Raw genomic sequence first — 15,220 nt, forward strand, 5'->3', positions numbered from 1 at the left:
AAAAGGCCGGCTTGCGCCGGCCTTTGTCCTGTTCACCTGCCGGCGCCAGCGGCGCTCAGACGGTGTCCCACCACATCCAGAACTCATCCCACAGGCGCTTGAAGAAGCCGCCTTCGGGCACCGCATTCAGGGCGATGAGCGGGCGCTCCGCCATCACCTTGCCGTCGAGCGTCACCTTCACCATGCCGATCTTCTGGCCCTTGGCGATGGGCGCCACCAGGGTCTTGGGCACGATCATCGCCGGCTTGAGCCGGGTGTATTTGCCGCGCGGCATGCTGACCAGCATGGGCTCGGCCAGGCCGAGCTGGACTTCGTCGACCGTGCCCTTCCAGACCTTCTGCCTGGCGACCTGCACGCCGCCGTCGTAGAGCTTGTGGGTTTCGTAGAAGCGGAAGCCCCAGTTGAGCAGCGCCTGGGCGTCGTCGGCACGCTGCTTCTCGCTGGTATCGCCCAGCACCACGGCGATCAGTCGCTGGTCGCCGCGGATGGCCGATGCCATCAGGCAATAGCCGGCGTTGCTGGTGTGCCCGGTCTTGATGCCGTCGACGGTGGGATCGCGCCACAGCAGCAGGTTGCGGTTGGGCTGCGTGATCGGCCCGACGGTGAATTCCTTGATCTTGTTGTAGGCGTATGAAACCGGGAAATCATGGATCAGCGCGCGCCCGAGCCGCGCCAGGTCGTGCGCCGTCGAGTAGTGGCCCTCGGCCGACAGCCCGTGCGGATTGACGAAGTGCGAATCCTTCATGCCGATGCGCGCGGCGTAGGCGTTCATCAGCGCCGCGAACGATTCCTCGCTGCCGGCGATGTGCTCGGCCAGCGCGATCGCGGCGTCGTTGCCGGACTGCACCACCATGCCCTTTTCCATTTCCACCAGCGGCGCGGTCTTGTTGACCGGGAAACCGCTGTAGCTGCCCTCGGTGCCGGCGCCGCCTTCGCGCCAGGCGTGCTCGGTCATCATCACCTGATCGTCGGCATGGACCTTGCCGGCCGCCATTTCCGAGGCGACGACGTACGACGTCATCACCTTGGTGATGCTCGCCGGCTCATGTCGGGTGTCGTAGTTCTCGCCAGCCAGGACCTGGCCGGTGGCGTAGTCCATCAGGATCCAGGCGGCCGAGGTCTTCGGCGCGGGCGGCGGCGGGATCGGCAGGTTGTCGCTCAAGGCCGCCGGGCGTGGCGCCGCAGGCTGGGGCAGGGCCGGCGTCTGCGCGAAGGCGAGCCCGACCAGCAGCGTGGTGGTCGCGACGAGCGCGACCCCGACCGACTTCAACAAGCGCGACTGCGGCTGGCGGCGGGGGGTGGACTTGGAAACAGGATTCATCAAGACAACGGACTCCGATGGCCGGCCGTCCGTGACCGGGTATGAAAAAGAAGGCGAGAGTCTACTCGCGCACGCGCTGCGGCTGACCGAAACCCAGACCCTGGATGCGCGCCACGAGTTCCTGCGCACCGGCGGTATCGACCGGACCGACGCGCAGCCGCCAGACCTTGCGGCCGTTGGCATCGGCATCGAGCAGCCGGGCCCCGGCGATGCCGGCGCCGGTCAGGAGCGTCAAGGCGTGTTCGGCATTGGCGCGCGCGGCAAAACTGGCGACCTGGTAGGTGACGCCAGGGCCGCCGCCGGCGACGACCGCCGCCGTGGCTTGCGTGGGCGGCGCGTTGCCGACATCGACCGGCAGCGCAGCGCGGGTGGCAGCAGCCGGCGCAGTGGCGGCAACAGGCCGGGACGCTGCAGGCATGCGCATCGGCTTGCCGGTGGCGACGCGCATGCTGCGCGCGCGCATCCAGGCGTCGAATTCATCGGCCGTCATGGTGCGGCCGTCCTGGCGCATGTCGAAGCGTTCGCCGGCGGGGTTGGGCGTGGTCGCGGCCGCTGCGGCGGGAGCGCCAGATGTTGTCGGTGCCACCCCGGCCTGCGGCGGGCGCTCGCTGGCGTTGGCCGTGGCAATCGGCAGATGGGCCACCAGCGAGTCGATGGCGGTGCGCGTCGGCGACATGGCGGCCGGGCGGCCCGTGGCCACGTGCACGCCGGGCGGCAAGGTTGCAGGATTCGAAGCAGGCACCGTCGGCACGGATGCCGCGGCCACGGCGTCGTAGGGCTCGCGTGCGTTCTCGCCGGCGCTCAGGCCCTTCACTTCGACGCGCGCGGTGCCCGCGCGATCGACACCCAGCTTCACCGCCGCGGCGTAGCTCAGGTCGATGATGCGGCCGGCGTGGAATGGCCCGCGATCGTTGACGCGCACCACGACCGACTTGCCGTTGGACAGGTTGGTGACACGCGCGTAGCTGGGCAGCGGCAGCGTCTTGTGCGCGGCGCTGAAGGCGTACATGTCGTACACCTCCAGGTTGGAGGTGCGACGGCCGTGGAATTTGTTGCCGTAGAACGACGCCAGCCCCACCTCGTCGTACTTCGCGGGATCATCGATGACGGAGTAGGTCTGTCCGAGCACCTGGTAGGGCGAGCGGTTGCCATAACGTGATCGCGGCTCGGCCCTGACCTCCGGCTCGGGAATCGAATCCACATCGGCCAGGCCATCCGGCGCGCTGTCCTGGATCTCCGGCGCGTACAGGCCGCCGCGCGTGTAGTTTCCGCGCTTGCTCAGGTCCTCCTGCGCCGGCGCGTACGGCGAACGGCGCACGACGACGGACCCGGTGTCGGGCACGGATCGCGGCGCCTGCACGCGGGTGACTGCGGGTGCCGAGGGCTTGACGTGCCCGCCACTGCAGGCGGCCAGCGCCAGGGCCATGGCAGCCAGCGCCAGCGCCTTCATCCGCCGCTGCCCGTCCGGATCGCCTGCGCCAGCTGGTGCACCGCCAGCGCGTACATCGGCGAATGGTTGTAACGGGTGATCACGTAGAAGTTGCGATAACCGAGCCAGTACTCCTTGCCCGTTTCGCCATCGAGTGTCAGCAAGGTCGCGCCCTCTTCGACTGGCTGCCCCGGTTGCGGACGGTACCCCTGCCGCGCCAGGGTTGCCAGTGGATAGACCGGATCGATCGTCGGCGGGGTGAAATCCGCCGCCATCGCATCGCGCGTCGCCGGCGCCGCCACGGCGCCACCGCGCTTCCAGCCGTGCGCCACGAAGTAATTCGCAATCGAGGCGAACACGTCCTGCTTGTCGTTGATCAGGTCGCGCCGGCCATCGCCATCGCCGTCCTTGCCCCACAAGCGGTAGCTGGACGGCATGAACTGTCCCAGGCCCATCGCGCCGGCGTAACTGCCGGTAAGCGCGGCCACGTCGAGGTGTTCGTCCCTGCCCAGCGCGAACAACTGGGCAAGCTCACCGGCGAAGAACGGCGCCCGCTTCGGGTAGCCAAACGCCAGCGAATACAGCGCATCCAGCACGCGGTAGCTGCCGGTGTTCTGCCCGTAGTTGGTTTCCACGCCGATGATCGCGACGATGTATTCGGCAGGCACGCCGGTCTGCGCCGAAATCCTGTCCAGCGCCGCGCGGTTGTCGTTGTAGAAGGCGATGCCGCCGGCGATGCGTGCGTCGTTGAGGAAGATCGGCCGGTAGTCGCGCCACGGGCGCACGGCTTCGGCGGGACGCGAAATGATGTCGACCGTGCGCTGCAGGAACTGCGCCTTGCCCAGGCCATCGCGCACCACCTGCGGATCGATGCCGTAGGTGCTGGCCGTGTAGTCGACGAAGGCATCGATGCGCTGCGGCTGCGGCAGCAGCGGGTCGGTCACGCTCGCCGGCGCCAGTGGTCGCTCGGGCGGTTGCGGGACCGACGGCAGCAGGACCGCGGCCGGTGCGGCGACAGGCGGTTGCGGTTGGGGGGCCGGTGCGGGGCGCTGCACCGGCGTTGCGCAGGCGGCGAGCACGAACGGAATTGTGAGGAAGAGTACGCGTCGATTCATCGGCGCGAGGGTAGCACGGGGCTTCGCACGCTCGACCGTTCTGCGTTTGCGCGAAACGCCTGTGATCCATTGCGTCGCCGCGTCAATGCCGGGCAGCTGCGCTGCAAACGCTTCCGCCGTTGGCGGGTTACTTTTCTTTGAGAGCCGCAAAGAAAAGTAACCAAAAGAAAGCGGCTTTTCCCCGATCAGGGCTGACTCGCCCCATGGGTTTCCTGGAGGATTTCCAGACTCGCCATCCATGGCTCGGCTGGAAACGGCGCACGTCCTGTGCGCCGCCCCTTCGGGGTCTTGCACAGGGTGACGCTTGCCGTCTTTTCACAAGCGCTGGTCACCAGGCCCCCTCGCCGCCAGGATTCCGCAGGGCCGCAAGGTCAATGCCCGTGCACCGGTTTGTGCGCGCGCACCGCCATGACCACGCCCAGGCCGGCCAACAGCGATACGGCGGACGTGCCGCCGTAACTCAGCAGCGGCATGGGCACGCCGACCACCGGCAGCAGGCCGGCGATCATGCCGCCGTTGACGACGACGTAGACGAACAACGACAGCGCCAGGCTGCCGGCAAGCAATCGCGAATAACCATCGCGCGCTTCGCTGGCGATCCACAGGCAGCGCCCGACGACGAACAGGTACAAGGCCAGCACGGTCGCCACGCCGACCCATCCGAACTCCTCGCTCAGCACCGCGAAGACGAAGTCGGTGGTGTGCTCGGGCAGGTAGTCCAGGTGCGACTGCGAACCCTGGCCCCAGCCCATGCCGGTCCATCCGCCGGAACCGATCGCGATCTTCGACTGGATGATGTTCCAGCCGGTACCCAGCGGGTCGGACTCCGGATTCAGGAAGGTCAGGATGCGATCCTTCTGGTAAGGCCGCAGCAGCCAGAACCAGGCCACCGGCGCGGCGCCGGCCACGCCGCCGGCCGCGGCGACGAACCACCACCACGACAGCCCGGCCAGGAACAACACGAAGGCGCCACTGATGCCGACGAGCATCGCCGTGCCGAAATCCGGTTGCAGCAGGATCAGCAGCGTCGGCACCCCGATGATCGCGGCGGTGGCGAGCACGACGCTGAAACGCGGCGGCAGGACCTGGCGGTTGAGATACCAGGCGGCCATCATCGGCAGGCTCAGTTTCAACAGCTCCGCGGGCTGGAAGTAGAACAGCTTCAGGTCGATCCACAGCCGTCCGTGCTTGCCGGTGCCGATTGCCAGCACCGCCAGCAACGGCAGCAACGTCGCGGCGTAGATCGCGGGCGTGATGTTGCGCAGCCGGTTGGGCGGGATCCGCGACAGCGCCCACATCGCGGCGAATCCGAAGCCATATCGCACGCCCTGCGCGAGCACCAGGCGCGGCGATTCATTGCCGGCGCTGTAGAGCACGGCCAGGCCGATCGTCATCAAGGCCAGTAATGCCAGGCACAGCGGCCAGTCGAGCGTGCGCAGCAGGCGCGCGAGGATGTCGAACAGCCAGCGCAGGATGGCGGTCATCAGTCGGCCGGATGTTGCGCGGTTGGGGCGACGACAGGCGCGGCCCCGGCGGCCGCGACGTTGGTGGCGGCGCTCGCGGGCGCGGCCGCCACGACATCGGAACTGATTGTCGGCTCGGGCTTTTTGCCCAGCAGCCATGCGTCCATGATCTTGCGCGCGATCGGTGCCGCGGTGCTGGCGCCGAAGCCGCCGTGCTCCACCATCACCGCGACGGCGATGGTCGGATGATCAGCGGGCGCATACGCGATGAACCAGGCTTGGTGGCGCAGGCTCAGCGGCAGCGCATGCGGATTGAGGCTGATGTTGCCCTTGCGGCTGGTGTTCTGCGCCGTGCCGGTCTTGCCGGCGATCAGGTAGGGCGCATCGCGCTGGATCGCGGCGCCGGTGCCGCCGGGCTGCATGGTCGCCATCATGCCTTCCTGCACCGCCCGCAGGTGCGCCGGGTTGTCGGTGATGCGCACTGGCGCCGGCTGCGGCAGCGGGACCCACGGTGCGTTGTAGCCGTCGCGACGTTGCTGCACCAGGTGCAGCCGGCGTCGCTGGCCATCGTCGGCCAGCGATGCGACACCGCGCGCCAACTGCAGCAGGGTCACCTTCCAGTAACCCTGGCCGATGCCGGAGATCACGGTCTCGCCGACGTACCACGGCTCCCTGCTGTGCCTGGCCTTCCATGCCGGCGACGGAACGATGCCGCCGCTCTCGCCCATCAGGTCGATGCCGGTGGGCTCGCCGAAGCCGTACTTGCGTACCCACGTGTCCAGGCGATCGATGCCCATGTCGTAGGCCAGCTTGTAATAGTAGAAATTCACCGACTGCGCGATCGACTTGCGCAGGTCCGTCCAGCCTTCGCCACCATGCGCGTCGCGATAACCGCGGCGTTGTCCGGGGATGTGGAATTCGCCGGTGGAAAACACCTTGTCCTGCGGCGTGCGCAGCCCGCTGTCCAGTCCGGCCAGCGCGAGGAAGGGCTTGATCGTGGATCCGGGCGGGCCGCCTCCAATCACGTTGCGGTTGAACAACGGCCGCGACGGATTGTCCATCAGCGCGCGGTAATCGGTGGTCGAGATGCCGTTGACGAACAGGTTGGGATCGAAGCTCGGCAGGCTCACCATCGCCAGGATCTCGCCGGTGCGCGGATCCACCGCGACCGCGGATCCGTCGAAATCACCGAAGGCTTCCGCCGCCGCCTGCTGCAGGTCCAGGTCGATGGACAGGCGCAGGTCGGCGCCGGAGATCGCCGGCACGCGCCCGACCGTGCCCAGCGCGCGACCTTCGACATTGGTCTCCACCTGCTCGTAGCCGATGCGTCCGCGCAGCGCATCTTCGTAATAGCGCTCGATGCCGGTCTTGCCGGTGTGGGTGAAGCCAGTACTCGTGTCGCCCATCTTGGCCATGTCGGCCTCGTCGATGCGCCCGACATAGCCGATGACGTGGGCGAACAGCGCGCCATGCGGATAGCGTCGGCTCAGGTACGGCACCAGGTCGACGCCCGGATAGCGCCAGCGGTCGACGGCGAAACGCGCAGCCTCGACGTCGCTCACGCGCAGCTTCAGCGTGATCGGACGGAAGCCGCGCGTCGCCTTGCGGTCGGCGTCGAAATGCGCGATGTCGTCGGGCGTGAGCGCGATGATGCGCGACAGCTGCGCGAGCAGCCGGGGAATATCCCCGGCCTGGTCCGGGACGACGTCCAGCCGGTATGCCGGGACGTTGTCGGCGAGGATCCGGCCCTTGCGGTCGTAGATCAGTCCGCGCCCGGGAACCACCGGCCGCGGCTTGATGCGGTTGGCCTGCGAGCGCGTGGCGTAATCGGCGTGGTCGATCACCTGCAACTTGAAATACCAACCGCCCAGCGCCGCCAGCGCCAGCAGCACCGCCACGAATCCGATCGCCGCCCGCATGCGGAACTGCGCGGCCTCGGCGGCAGGGTGTTTCAGCTGGCGTCGACGCGGACCCATGGCCTCAAACCACGCCGCGCAACGACTGCGCCGGCGTGGTCATCCCGACGCGCCGACGCGCGCCGATGCAAATCGCCAGCGATGCCGTCACCGGCCCGCCCACGACCGGGTGCCCGATGCAGGACATCGGCGTGATGGCGCTCATCCCCTGCGCCCCAGTCGCAGCGTATCCAGCAGCAGGAACACCGGTGCCCACAGCAGCATTCCCAGCAGCGGCGCCCACCAGAAACTCCAGGGCAACTGCGGCTCGCCCAGCGCCAGGTGCACGGCGGCGCTGACCACGCGATCGTTGAGCAACAGTCCGCCGATCGCCAGCGCCTGCTGCGACAACGGGAAGAATCGCAGCTGCGCGCGGAAGCGCTGCAGGATGAAGGCCATCACCGTCAGGCGCAGCGCCTGCTCGCCGAGCAACCCGCCGAAGGCCAGGTCCGCGAGCAGTCCCATCGCGAAGGCGAAGCCCAGGCCGACGCGATCGGGATCCTCGATCAGCCAATAGCCCACGACCAGCGCCAGCCAGTACGGCCGGAACGGCTGCAGCGATGCCGGCAACGGCAACAGACCGAGCAGCAGCGCGAGTCCGACACTGAGCGGCAACAGCCAGTGGTTGCGCGGGCGGCTCATGGGGCGGGCACTCGCGGCGACGCTGCGGCGGCCGTCGGACGGCCGGTGCTCGACGGCCCGGCAGGAGGTGCAGGCGTGGTGCGATTGGATGCACCTGCCCTTGTTGCGACGGTAGCGGCCGCAGACGATGTCGCGACACCAGGCGCGGGTGCCGGGCTGCCGGCAGCGGCCCCGGGATCGACGCCGGACACAGGCGCGTTCGCCGTGGCGCCCTGGCGCAGGAGCAGGACGTCGCGACCACGATCCAGCTGCGCGGCGGGCTTGAGCTCGCCAACCAGGAAGGCATGGCTGTCGTCGGGCCGCAGTTCCCGGACCGTGCCCACCGGGAAACCCGCCGGGAAACGTCCGCCCAGGCCGGAGGTCACGATGCTGTCGCCGGGCTTGATGTCACTGGACAGCGGGATGTTGACCAGCTCCATCCGGTCGCTGCGCCCCTTTCCATACGCCACCAGGCGCACGCCGGTGCGTGCCACCACCACCGGGACCGCGTGGTCGGGGTCGGTGATCAGCAGGACCGTCGCCGTGCCCTGCTCCACCGCGATGATCTGGCCAAGCAGGCCGCCGGCATCGATCACGCTCTGTCCCACCTGGACGCCATCGCGACTGCCGGCATCCAGCACCAGCCGCTGTCGGGTCGGGTCCAGGTCGATGTTCAGGATCGGCGCCAGCTGCACGTCCAGGCCACCGCGCCGCCCGGCTCCAAGCAGTCCGCGCAAGCGTGCGTTTTCGGCAGCGGCCGCCTGCAGGCGCGACAGCCGCGCACCACTGATCAGCAACGCATTGCGCAGGATCCGGTTCTCGTCGGCGAGGTGGGCGCGCGTTGCCGTGCCCTCGCGCATGCCCTCGGCGATGCGGCCGGGCAGGCTGGCGACCCACCAGAGCGGTTGCACCGCCATCTCGCCGCGCATGCGCGCCTGCGCGAGCCAGCCGCCGCGGTGGTCGAGCACGATCAAGGCAATCGCCAGCGCCATGTAAGCCAGCAGGCGCAACGTGCCGGTGACATCGCCCGGGCGGGCAGCAGGAGATCCAGCGAAGGACGCCACGTCAGGTCAGCTCACGGGCCGCAGCCAGTGGCGTCCATGCGCGTCCCGGCCAGCAGGCACGCGCGCATGAATGGATCGACAGCGGATACATGTCGCGCCCCAACCCCAACCCCATCCTCGTCACCATCGCGCGAGTCGCGCCGTGCAGCTGGAAACACCGTCACTCCGGTGCGAAGAACTCGTTGCCGTGCATGTCCACCAGTTCCAGCGCCCGGCCGCCGCCGCGCGCCACGCAGGTGAGCGGGTCATCGGCCACCTGCACGTGCAAGCCGGTTTCCTCGCTGATCAGCCGGTCCAGGTCGCGCAGCATGGCGCCACCACCGGTCAGCACGATGCCGCGCTCGGCGACGTCGGCGCACAGCTCCGGCGGCGTCTGCTCCAGCGCATGGCGGATCGCGGCGAGGATCCCCGCCAGCGGCTCGCGCAGGGCTTCCAGCACCTCGGCGGAATTGATCTTGATCATCTTCGGCACGCCTTCGGCCAGGTGGCGGCCGGAGACTTCCATCTCACGCGGATGTTCGGGCGGGTAGGCGCAACCGATCTCGATCTTGATGCGCTCGGCGGTGGCGTCGCCGATCAACATGCCCTGGCTGCGACGGACGTAGGCGATGATCGCCTCGTCGAAACGGTCGCCACCGATGCGGACCGACTGGGCGTACACGATGCCGTTGAGGGCGATCACCGCGACTTCGGTCGTGCCGCCGCCGATGTCCACCACCATCGAGCCGCGCGCCTCCGTCACCGGCATGCCGGCGCCGATCGCCGCGGCCATCGGTTCCTCGATCAGGTACACGTCGCGCGCGCCGGCCTCCTCGGCCGACTCCTTGATGGCGCGGCGCTCGACCTGGGTCGAGCCGCAGGGCACGCACACGAGCACGCGCGGGCTCGGCTTCAGGAAGCGCGACTTGTGCACCTTGCGGATGAAATGCTTGAGCATTTCCTCGGTGTAGGTGAAGTCGGCAATGACGCCATCCTTCAGCGGGCGGATCGTCGTGATGTGGCCGGGCGTGCGGCCCAGCATCATCTTGGCCTCGGTGCCGACCGCGGCCACCGACCGCGCGCCGCCGACCAGCCGGTCCTGGCGCACGGCGACCACGGAGGGCTCGTTGAGCACGATGCCCTGCCCGCGCACATAGATGAGGGTGTTTGCCGTCCCCAGGTCGATGGACAGGTCATTGGAAAACATGCCGCGGAACTTCTTGAACATCGGGGGTCGGGGTCCGTCAGGGTCTGGCAGGGGGAAGGCGCGCTGGTAGGGGCAAGCCGGCCAGGACGCAGGCCGCGCTGGTCACGCAGGGGATTGGCTAGCCTAACAACCACCCCCCACGTGGGCAACCACGCTGATCCGTGATTTCTGCCACCCACGTTGCGTTTCAACGCATGGATCGGTGCGGACTTGCTGGCCGGGCACGGATGGAGCGGCTAACCTGTATGGCCCGGGTTCCCTTGCCTGGTGGTCCTGCCGGATCAACCCCTTCGACCCCGATGCACCCGAGGCTTCCATGTCTGCGCTGATCTGCGGTTCCCTGGCCTACGACACCATCATGGTGTTCCCCGACCAGTTCAAGAACCACATCCTGCCGGACAAGGTGCACATGCTGAATGTGTCCTTCCTGGTGCCGCGGATGCGCCGCGAATTCGGCGGCTGCGCCGGCAACATCGCCTACAACCTGAAGCTGCTGGGCGACGATCCGATCCCGATGGCCACCGTCGGCCAGGACTTCGGCCCCTATCGTGACTGGTTCAGCGAGCACGGCATCCGCATGGAGCGGATCAAGGAACTGCCCGAGCTGTTCACGGCGCAGGCCTTCATCACCACCGACCTGGACGACAACCAGATCACGGCGTTCCATCCCGGCGCGATGATGCGCAGCCACGAGAACCACGTGCGCGACGTCGACGGCGTCACCTTCGGCATCGTCGCCCCCGACGGCCGCGACGCGATGCTGCAGCACGCGGCGGATTTCAAGGCAGCGGGGATTCCCTTCATCTTCGATCCCGGGCAGGCCATGCCATTGTTCGATGGCGATGCGTTCCGCGACTTCATCGACAAGGCGGATTACGTCGTCGTCAACGACTACGAATCCAGCCTGCTGCAGCAGCGCACCGGCTGGGACGAGGCGACCATCGCCGGCAAGGTCGCGGCCTACATCGTGACGCGCGGCCCGCAGGGATCACGCATCCATGCCGATGGCCAGGTGCACGAAATCCCCCCCGCGCACGAGCGCCGCATCACCGATCCGACCGGCTGCGGCGACGCCTATCGCGCGGGATTGATCTTCGGCCTCATGCGCCGTTACGACCTGCCGACCTGCGGCCGCATCGCCTCGCTGATGGGCGCGCTGAAGATCGAATATCCAGGCACCCAGAACCAGCGCTTCACCTATGCCGAATTCGCCGGGCAATTCCGGCAGCAGTTCGGGTCCACGCTCTAGGCACCACATGCGCAGCCGCGTTCGCGTCGTCATCGCACTCGGCCTGGCCGCAGTGGCGATCATGGTGGTCGTCGCGACCTGGCTCGGCGGCGCCGACTGGCGCAAGTTGCTGCTCTTTGCCGGCATCGTCGGCGTGGCCGCATGGGGTCGCGGCCAGGACGTGCGGGTGCCGTCGCAACGCCCGGCTGCCGGGGATGCGATCACCGAAGCGGCGCCCATTGGCGAGGAACATCCCGCCCCCTGAATCGGGAAGTGGGCGCGCGCCTTGCGCTAATACCAGCCAGGGAAGCGCGCGTGATCCACGCCGCCGACTTCGAACACGGCGGTCCGCGTGCCGCCGGCCTTCACCGGGAATTCGATCGACAGCGTCCGCGCGCCGAGCACCATGCGCCACAACGCGCGCTCGTCCTCGATGAACATCGCGATCGCCTCGTGGGTCTTCGGCCGCGACGCCGCCATGGACTTCGACGCTGAGTCGTCGACGCGCACCTTCACCTTGCAGCCGCGGTAACAGTCGAAGTCGCCTGCCTGCAACACCAGATACGCGCTGCGGCCCCACGACGGGTGGTCGCGAAACACCAGTTGCACGGGCTTGGCGCCGCTGCCGTCGACATCCACCGGCTGCTGCGAATCGATCGTCGCAGCCACCTGGGTGCCGCCTGGCACGGCGACACGACTGTAATTCCACAACGCTGCGGTGCGTGCCGCTTCGCGCACTTCGGCTGCCTTGGCGCGCACGCCATCCATCTGCTTGCCGACGCGTTGCGCCACGAGGGTATCGGGGTATTGCATGAGCAGCACGTCGCCCTGGGCCTTGGCCAGGGGCCAGTTCTGCGCGGACACCGCATCGTCGAAGGCGCCGGCAGCCTGCGTGGCGGCAGCTTCCTTCACTGCCGCCTGCGCGGCCGCCTGTTCGGCCTGGCGCTCCGCGCGATGACAGGCGCCCAGGCCCATCGCGGCCAGGATCAGGCCGATGCATGCCAGGCGGGTGCGGTGTGTGCTCATGGGGTCGGTGGCGTCCCGGGATTGCGTGCCTTGGCAAGGGTGGCGGCCACCGATGCCGTGGTGATCGGGTGGTAGCCGGCGCGGGCTTTGGCAAAGACGTCGTCGGCGAATTGCAGGCCCTCGGGCGTCTTCGCCAGCGCTTCGTAGATCGGCATGATCAGCTTGCGCCGGCCGACCCGCTGCATGAAGTCCGCCATCGCGACGTCGGCCGCGTGATAGCCGCTGCGCACCGCCAGCGGGTACCAGCGCTGCGCGATCTCGGCATTGGCGGTACCGGTGAAATGATAGGCGTTGTCCAGGGCGGACATCTGGTCGGAGGCCAGCGTCGGCGTCATGCCATCGAGGAAATGCGTCCACTCCTGCGTGCTCCAGGCGCCGGTGATGGCCGCGGGCGGCAACTTGCCTTCCGCGCCCCAGGCGATGCGCGCCGCATCGACGATGCCGAAGTTGCGCGAGCGTGCACGCTCGGCGAACGCCGGGATTCCCGGCTGGTGCAGCCACGCGTCCAGTTCACCCGCCGTTACCTGATTCGGGTTGGTCGCCAACAGGTGTTGCCGCAGGTAGTCGACGAACTCATCCGTCGTCGCGCTCCTGAAGGCATGGCTGTCGAACCAGCCGCGCAGGAAGGGATCGAATGCCGCGCGCCCGAAGCGCTGCTCCAGGAAGCGCAGGAACCATGCGCCCTTGGTGTACGCGATGTCGCTGAGCGCATCGTCCGGATCGCGGCCGGTGAGTGGCGGCAATGCGAGCACCTGGTCGGCGGGCGCGATCTCGCCGCTGGCGATCTCGCGGGCCAGTTCCTCCTGGTCGATCTGCCGCTCCATCTCCGCCAGCTCGTTGCCGTACAGCGCCTCGGTGATGCGTCCCTGCACGTAGGTGGTGAAGCCTTCGTTCAACCAGATGTTCTTCCAGCTCGCATTGGTGACCAGGTTGCCCGACCAGCTGTGCGCAAGCTCATGCGCGACCAGCGACACCAGCGACTTGTCGCCGACGATCACGGTCGGCGTGGCGAAGGTCAGGCGCGGATTCTCCATGCCGCCGAACGGGAACGATGGCGGCAACACCAGGATGTCGTAGCGGCCCCAGCGGTAGGGTCCGTACAGCGACTCGGTGACCTGCATCATCTTTTCGGTATCGGCGAATTCGGTTGCCGCGCGATGCACCATCGCCGGTTCCGCCCACACGCCGCTGCGTGCGGAGATCGGCTCGAAGACCAGGTCGCCCGCCGCGATCGCCAGCAGGTAGGACGGGATCGCCTGCGGCATCGTGAAGCTGTAATCGCCGTCGCGCGCGGCATGCGGATCGTTGTCCGCGCTCATCAGCACCATCGCGGTGGCCGGCGAGGTGACGTGCGCGCGGTAGGTGAAACGCACGGCGGGGGTGTCCTGCAACGGCACCCAGCTGCGCGCGTGGATCGCCTCGGACTGGCTGAACATCAAGGGCTGCTGCTTGCCCTGCGTCATCGACGGCGCCAGCCACTGCAGGCCCGATGCGTCGGGCGACGTGGTGTACGTGATGCGCACCGCCTGGTTGCGCCGCGGCATCTGGATGTCGAGCTTCGCGCCGAGGATCGGATCCTTGTCGCCGAGTGCGAATTGCAGTGGTTCCCACTGGCCCTGCCCGGTGGCACCCTCGACCTTGGCGATCGTCAGGTCGCGGGTGTCGAGCAGCAGCTGCGTCGCCGCGGGATCCAGCCATTGCAGGGTGTGCGTCGCGGTGCCGGACAACTGCTTGCGGTCGAAGTCGATGGCCAGGTCCAGCGCCGTGTCGGTGATGCGCACCTTGCCGGGTTCGGCGTAGGAGTGCTCGTCGTGCAGGGACTGGGAATGCATGGCGGCGGCCTTCCTGTCGGCGGCGGATGGGGGAGCGGCGACATCTTGCCGCGCGGCCTCGCGCGAGCAACCCGACATGCATGGCAGCACGGCCATGAAGACGAGGAGCGAAAGCATCGGCAGGCGCATTGGCGGCTCGGCGGGACGGGGAGCTGGCAGTCTAGCCTTGCACGCGCCAATTCGTTACAGCGACGGACCGCCGCGAAGGCCGGCCGTGGCGATCAGATCCTGTATCCGGTGTGGATGGCGACGATGCCGGCGTTGAGGTTGTGGAAACCGCAGCGCTCGAATCCAGCCGACTGCATCATCGCCTGCAGTGTTTCCTGGTCCGGGTGGCGGCGGATCGATTCGGCCAGGTAGCGATAACTGTCGGCATCGCCGGCGAAGAGCCTGCCCATCCCCGGCAGCACCTTGAACGAATGGAAGTCGTACAGCGGCCGGAACCACTCGGCCTTCACCCGCGAGAATTCCAGTACCCGCGCCTGGCCGCCGACCTTGAGCACGCGCAGCATCTCGCGCAGCGCCGCATCCTTGTCGGTGACGTTGCGCAGCCCAAACGCGATCGTCACCAGGTCGAAACTGTCGTCGGGGAAGGGCAGCGCCTGCGCATTGCACTGCACGTACTGCAGTCCGCGCACCAGGCCACGATCGGTCAATCGGTCGCGACCGACGGTGAGCATCCCGGCATTGATATCGCCCAGTACGACTTCGCCTTCGGCGCCGACCTTGTCGTGCAGCAACGCGGCGACATCACCGGTGCCGCCGGCCAGGTCGAGCACGCGGTCGCCGCGGCGCAGCTGCGCGGTGGCGACGAAGTAGCGCTTCCAGATGCGATGGATGCCCATCGACATCACGTCGTTCATCAGGTCGTACCTGCCGGCGACCGACGAGAACACCTCGCCCACGAGCTTCTGCTTGTCGTTGACGGGGACTTCGCGATAGCCGAAATCGGTGGTGCCGGGCTTCTGGGTCATGCGGGC

General features: G+C 68.1%; 14 protein-coding genes. 2 read left to right on the forward strand and 12 right to left on the reverse strand.

The window, feature by feature from the left end:
• Positions 1-55: 55 nt before the first annotated feature.
• The 9 genes from GST15_RS07820 to GST15_RS07860 form a co-directional block, all read right to left on the reverse strand.
• Positions 56-1,321, reverse strand: a complete 1,266-nt coding sequence (locus GST15_RS07820; protein ID WP_159016698.1) for a D-alanyl-D-alanine carboxypeptidase family protein — start codon at positions 1,319-1,321, stop codon at positions 56-58.
• A gap of 61 nt (positions 1,322-1,382) precedes the next feature.
• Positions 1,383-2,771, reverse strand: coding sequence for a septal ring lytic transglycosylase RlpA family protein (locus tag GST15_RS12940; protein ID WP_159016699.1), 1,389 nt, complete (start codon positions 2,769-2,771; stop codon positions 1,383-1,385).
• Positions 2,768-3,865 carry a lytic murein transglycosylase B gene (gene mltB, locus GST15_RS07830; RefSeq protein ID WP_159016700.1) on the reverse strand — a complete coding sequence of 366 codons (1,098 nt, stop codon included), beginning with the start codon at positions 3,863-3,865 and terminating at the stop codon, positions 2,768-2,770. Before mltB ends, GST15_RS12940 begins: the two co-directional genes overlap by 4 nt.
• A gap of 371 nt (positions 3,866-4,236) precedes the next feature.
• Positions 4,237-5,349, reverse strand: a complete 1,113-nt coding sequence (rodA, locus tag GST15_RS07835; protein WP_159016701.1) for a rod shape-determining protein RodA — start codon at positions 5,347-5,349, stop codon at positions 4,237-4,239.
• Positions 5,349-7,304 carry a penicillin-binding protein 2 gene (gene mrdA, locus GST15_RS07840; RefSeq protein WP_159016702.1) on the reverse strand — a complete coding sequence of 652 codons (1,956 nt, stop codon included), beginning with the start codon at positions 7,302-7,304 and terminating at the stop codon, positions 5,349-5,351. The genes rodA and mrdA overlap by 1 nt, the downstream gene beginning before the upstream one ends.
• Before the next feature lie 4 nt (positions 7,305-7,308).
• Positions 7,309-7,449 carry a hypothetical protein gene (locus GST15_RS07845; protein ID WP_159016703.1) on the reverse strand — a complete coding sequence of 47 codons (141 nt, stop codon included), beginning with the start codon at positions 7,447-7,449 and terminating at the stop codon, positions 7,309-7,311.
• Positions 7,446-7,925: a rod shape-determining protein MreD gene (gene mreD, locus GST15_RS07850; RefSeq protein WP_159016704.1), complete on the reverse strand. Its 480-nt coding sequence runs from the start codon at positions 7,923-7,925 to the stop codon at positions 7,446-7,448. The genes GST15_RS07845 and mreD overlap by 4 nt, the downstream gene beginning before the upstream one ends.
• The gene (mreC, locus tag GST15_RS07855) at positions 7,922-8,968 is read right to left on the reverse strand and encodes a rod shape-determining protein MreC (RefSeq protein ID WP_159016705.1); all 1,047 of its coding nucleotides are present in this window, start codon (positions 8,966-8,968) and stop codon (positions 7,922-7,924) included. Before mreC ends, mreD begins: the two co-directional genes overlap by 4 nt.
• 160 nt (positions 8,969-9,128) lie before the next feature.
• Positions 9,129-10,175, reverse strand: coding sequence for a rod shape-determining protein (locus GST15_RS07860; protein WP_159016706.1), 1,047 nt, complete (start codon positions 10,173-10,175; stop codon positions 9,129-9,131).
• 295 nt (positions 10,176-10,470) lie between these two features.
• On the opposite strand from GST15_RS07860, the gene GST15_RS07865 reads away from it, so the two are divergent.
• Positions 10,471-11,403 (forward strand): carbohydrate kinase family protein, encoded by a 933-nt coding sequence (locus tag GST15_RS07865; RefSeq protein ID WP_159016707.1) that lies wholly within the window; start codon positions 10,471-10,473, stop codon positions 11,401-11,403.
• A 7-nt stretch (positions 11,404-11,410) separates the two neighbouring features.
• A complete protein-coding gene (locus GST15_RS07870) occupies positions 11,411-11,647 on the forward strand; it encodes a hypothetical protein (protein WP_159016708.1) in 237 nt (78 codons plus the stop codon).
• Positions 11,648-11,673: 26 nt separating this feature from the next.
• Here GST15_RS07870 and GST15_RS07875 read toward each other — a convergent pair whose 3' ends face one another.
• From GST15_RS07875 to ubiE, 3 genes are all read right to left on the reverse strand, one after another.
• Positions 11,674-12,408 (reverse strand): hypothetical protein, encoded by a 735-nt coding sequence (locus GST15_RS07875; RefSeq protein ID WP_233263104.1) that lies wholly within the window; start codon positions 12,406-12,408, stop codon positions 11,674-11,676.
• Entirely contained in the window at positions 12,405-14,369 is a 1,965-nt protein-coding gene (locus GST15_RS07880) for a M1 family metallopeptidase (RefSeq protein ID WP_159016709.1), read from the reverse strand. The genes GST15_RS07875 and GST15_RS07880 overlap by 4 nt, the downstream gene beginning before the upstream one ends.
• A gap of 92 nt (positions 14,370-14,461) precedes the next feature.
• A complete protein-coding gene (ubiE, locus tag GST15_RS07885) occupies positions 14,462-15,214 on the reverse strand; it encodes a bifunctional demethylmenaquinone methyltransferase/2-methoxy-6-polyprenyl-1,4-benzoquinol methylase UbiE (protein WP_159016710.1) in 753 nt (250 codons plus the stop codon).
• Positions 15,215-15,220: the final 6 nt, after the last annotated feature.

This window comes from Cognatiluteimonas profundi, assembly GCF_009792795.1.
Taxonomy (GTDB): domain Bacteria; phylum Pseudomonadota; class Gammaproteobacteria; order Xanthomonadales; family Xanthomonadaceae; genus Cognatiluteimonas; species Cognatiluteimonas profundi.

Bases quoted from the DNA above. Each gene is read 5' to 3' on its own strand.
- GST15_RS07820 (WP_159016698.1), bottom strand. From the start codon at position 1,321: ATGAATCCTGTTTCCAAGTCCACCCCCCGCCGCCAGCCGCAGTCGCGC.
- GST15_RS12940 (WP_159016699.1), bottom strand. From the start codon at position 2,771: ATGAAGGCGCTGGCGCTGGCTGCCATGGCCCTGGCGCTGGCCGCCTGC.
- mltB (WP_159016700.1), bottom strand. From the start codon at position 3,865: ATGAATCGACGCGTACTCTTCCTCACAATTCCGTTCGTGCTCGCCGCC.
- rodA (WP_159016701.1), bottom strand. From the start codon at position 5,349: ATGACCGCCATCCTGCGCTGGCTGTTCGACATCCTCGCGCGCCTGCTG.
- mrdA (WP_159016702.1), bottom strand. From the start codon at position 7,304: ATGGGTCCGCGTCGACGCCAGCTGAAACACCCTGCCGCCGAGGCCGCG.
- GST15_RS07845 (WP_159016703.1), bottom strand. From the start codon at position 7,449: ATGAGCGCCATCACGCCGATGTCCTGCATCGGGCACCCGGTCGTGGGC.
- mreD (WP_159016704.1), bottom strand. From the start codon at position 7,925: ATGAGCCGCCCGCGCAACCACTGGCTGTTGCCGCTCAGTGTCGGACTC.
- GST15_RS07860 (WP_159016706.1), bottom strand. From the start codon at position 10,175: ATGTTCAAGAAGTTCCGCGGCATGTTTTCCAATGACCTGTCCATCGAC.
- GST15_RS07865 (WP_159016707.1), top strand. From the start codon at position 10,471: ATGTCTGCGCTGATCTGCGGTTCCCTGGCCTACGACACCATCATGGTG.
- GST15_RS07870 (WP_159016708.1), top strand. From the start codon at position 11,411: ATGCGCAGCCGCGTTCGCGTCGTCATCGCACTCGGCCTGGCCGCAGTG.
- GST15_RS07875 (WP_233263104.1), bottom strand. From the start codon at position 12,408: ATGAGCACACACCGCACCCGCCTGGCATGCATCGGCCTGATCCTGGCC.
- GST15_RS07880 (WP_159016709.1), bottom strand. From the start codon at position 14,369: ATGCGCCTGCCGATGCTTTCGCTCCTCGTCTTCATGGCCGTGCTGCCA.
- ubiE (WP_159016710.1), bottom strand. From the start codon at position 15,214: ATGACCCAGAAGCCCGGCACCACCGATTTCGGCTATCGCGAAGTCCCC.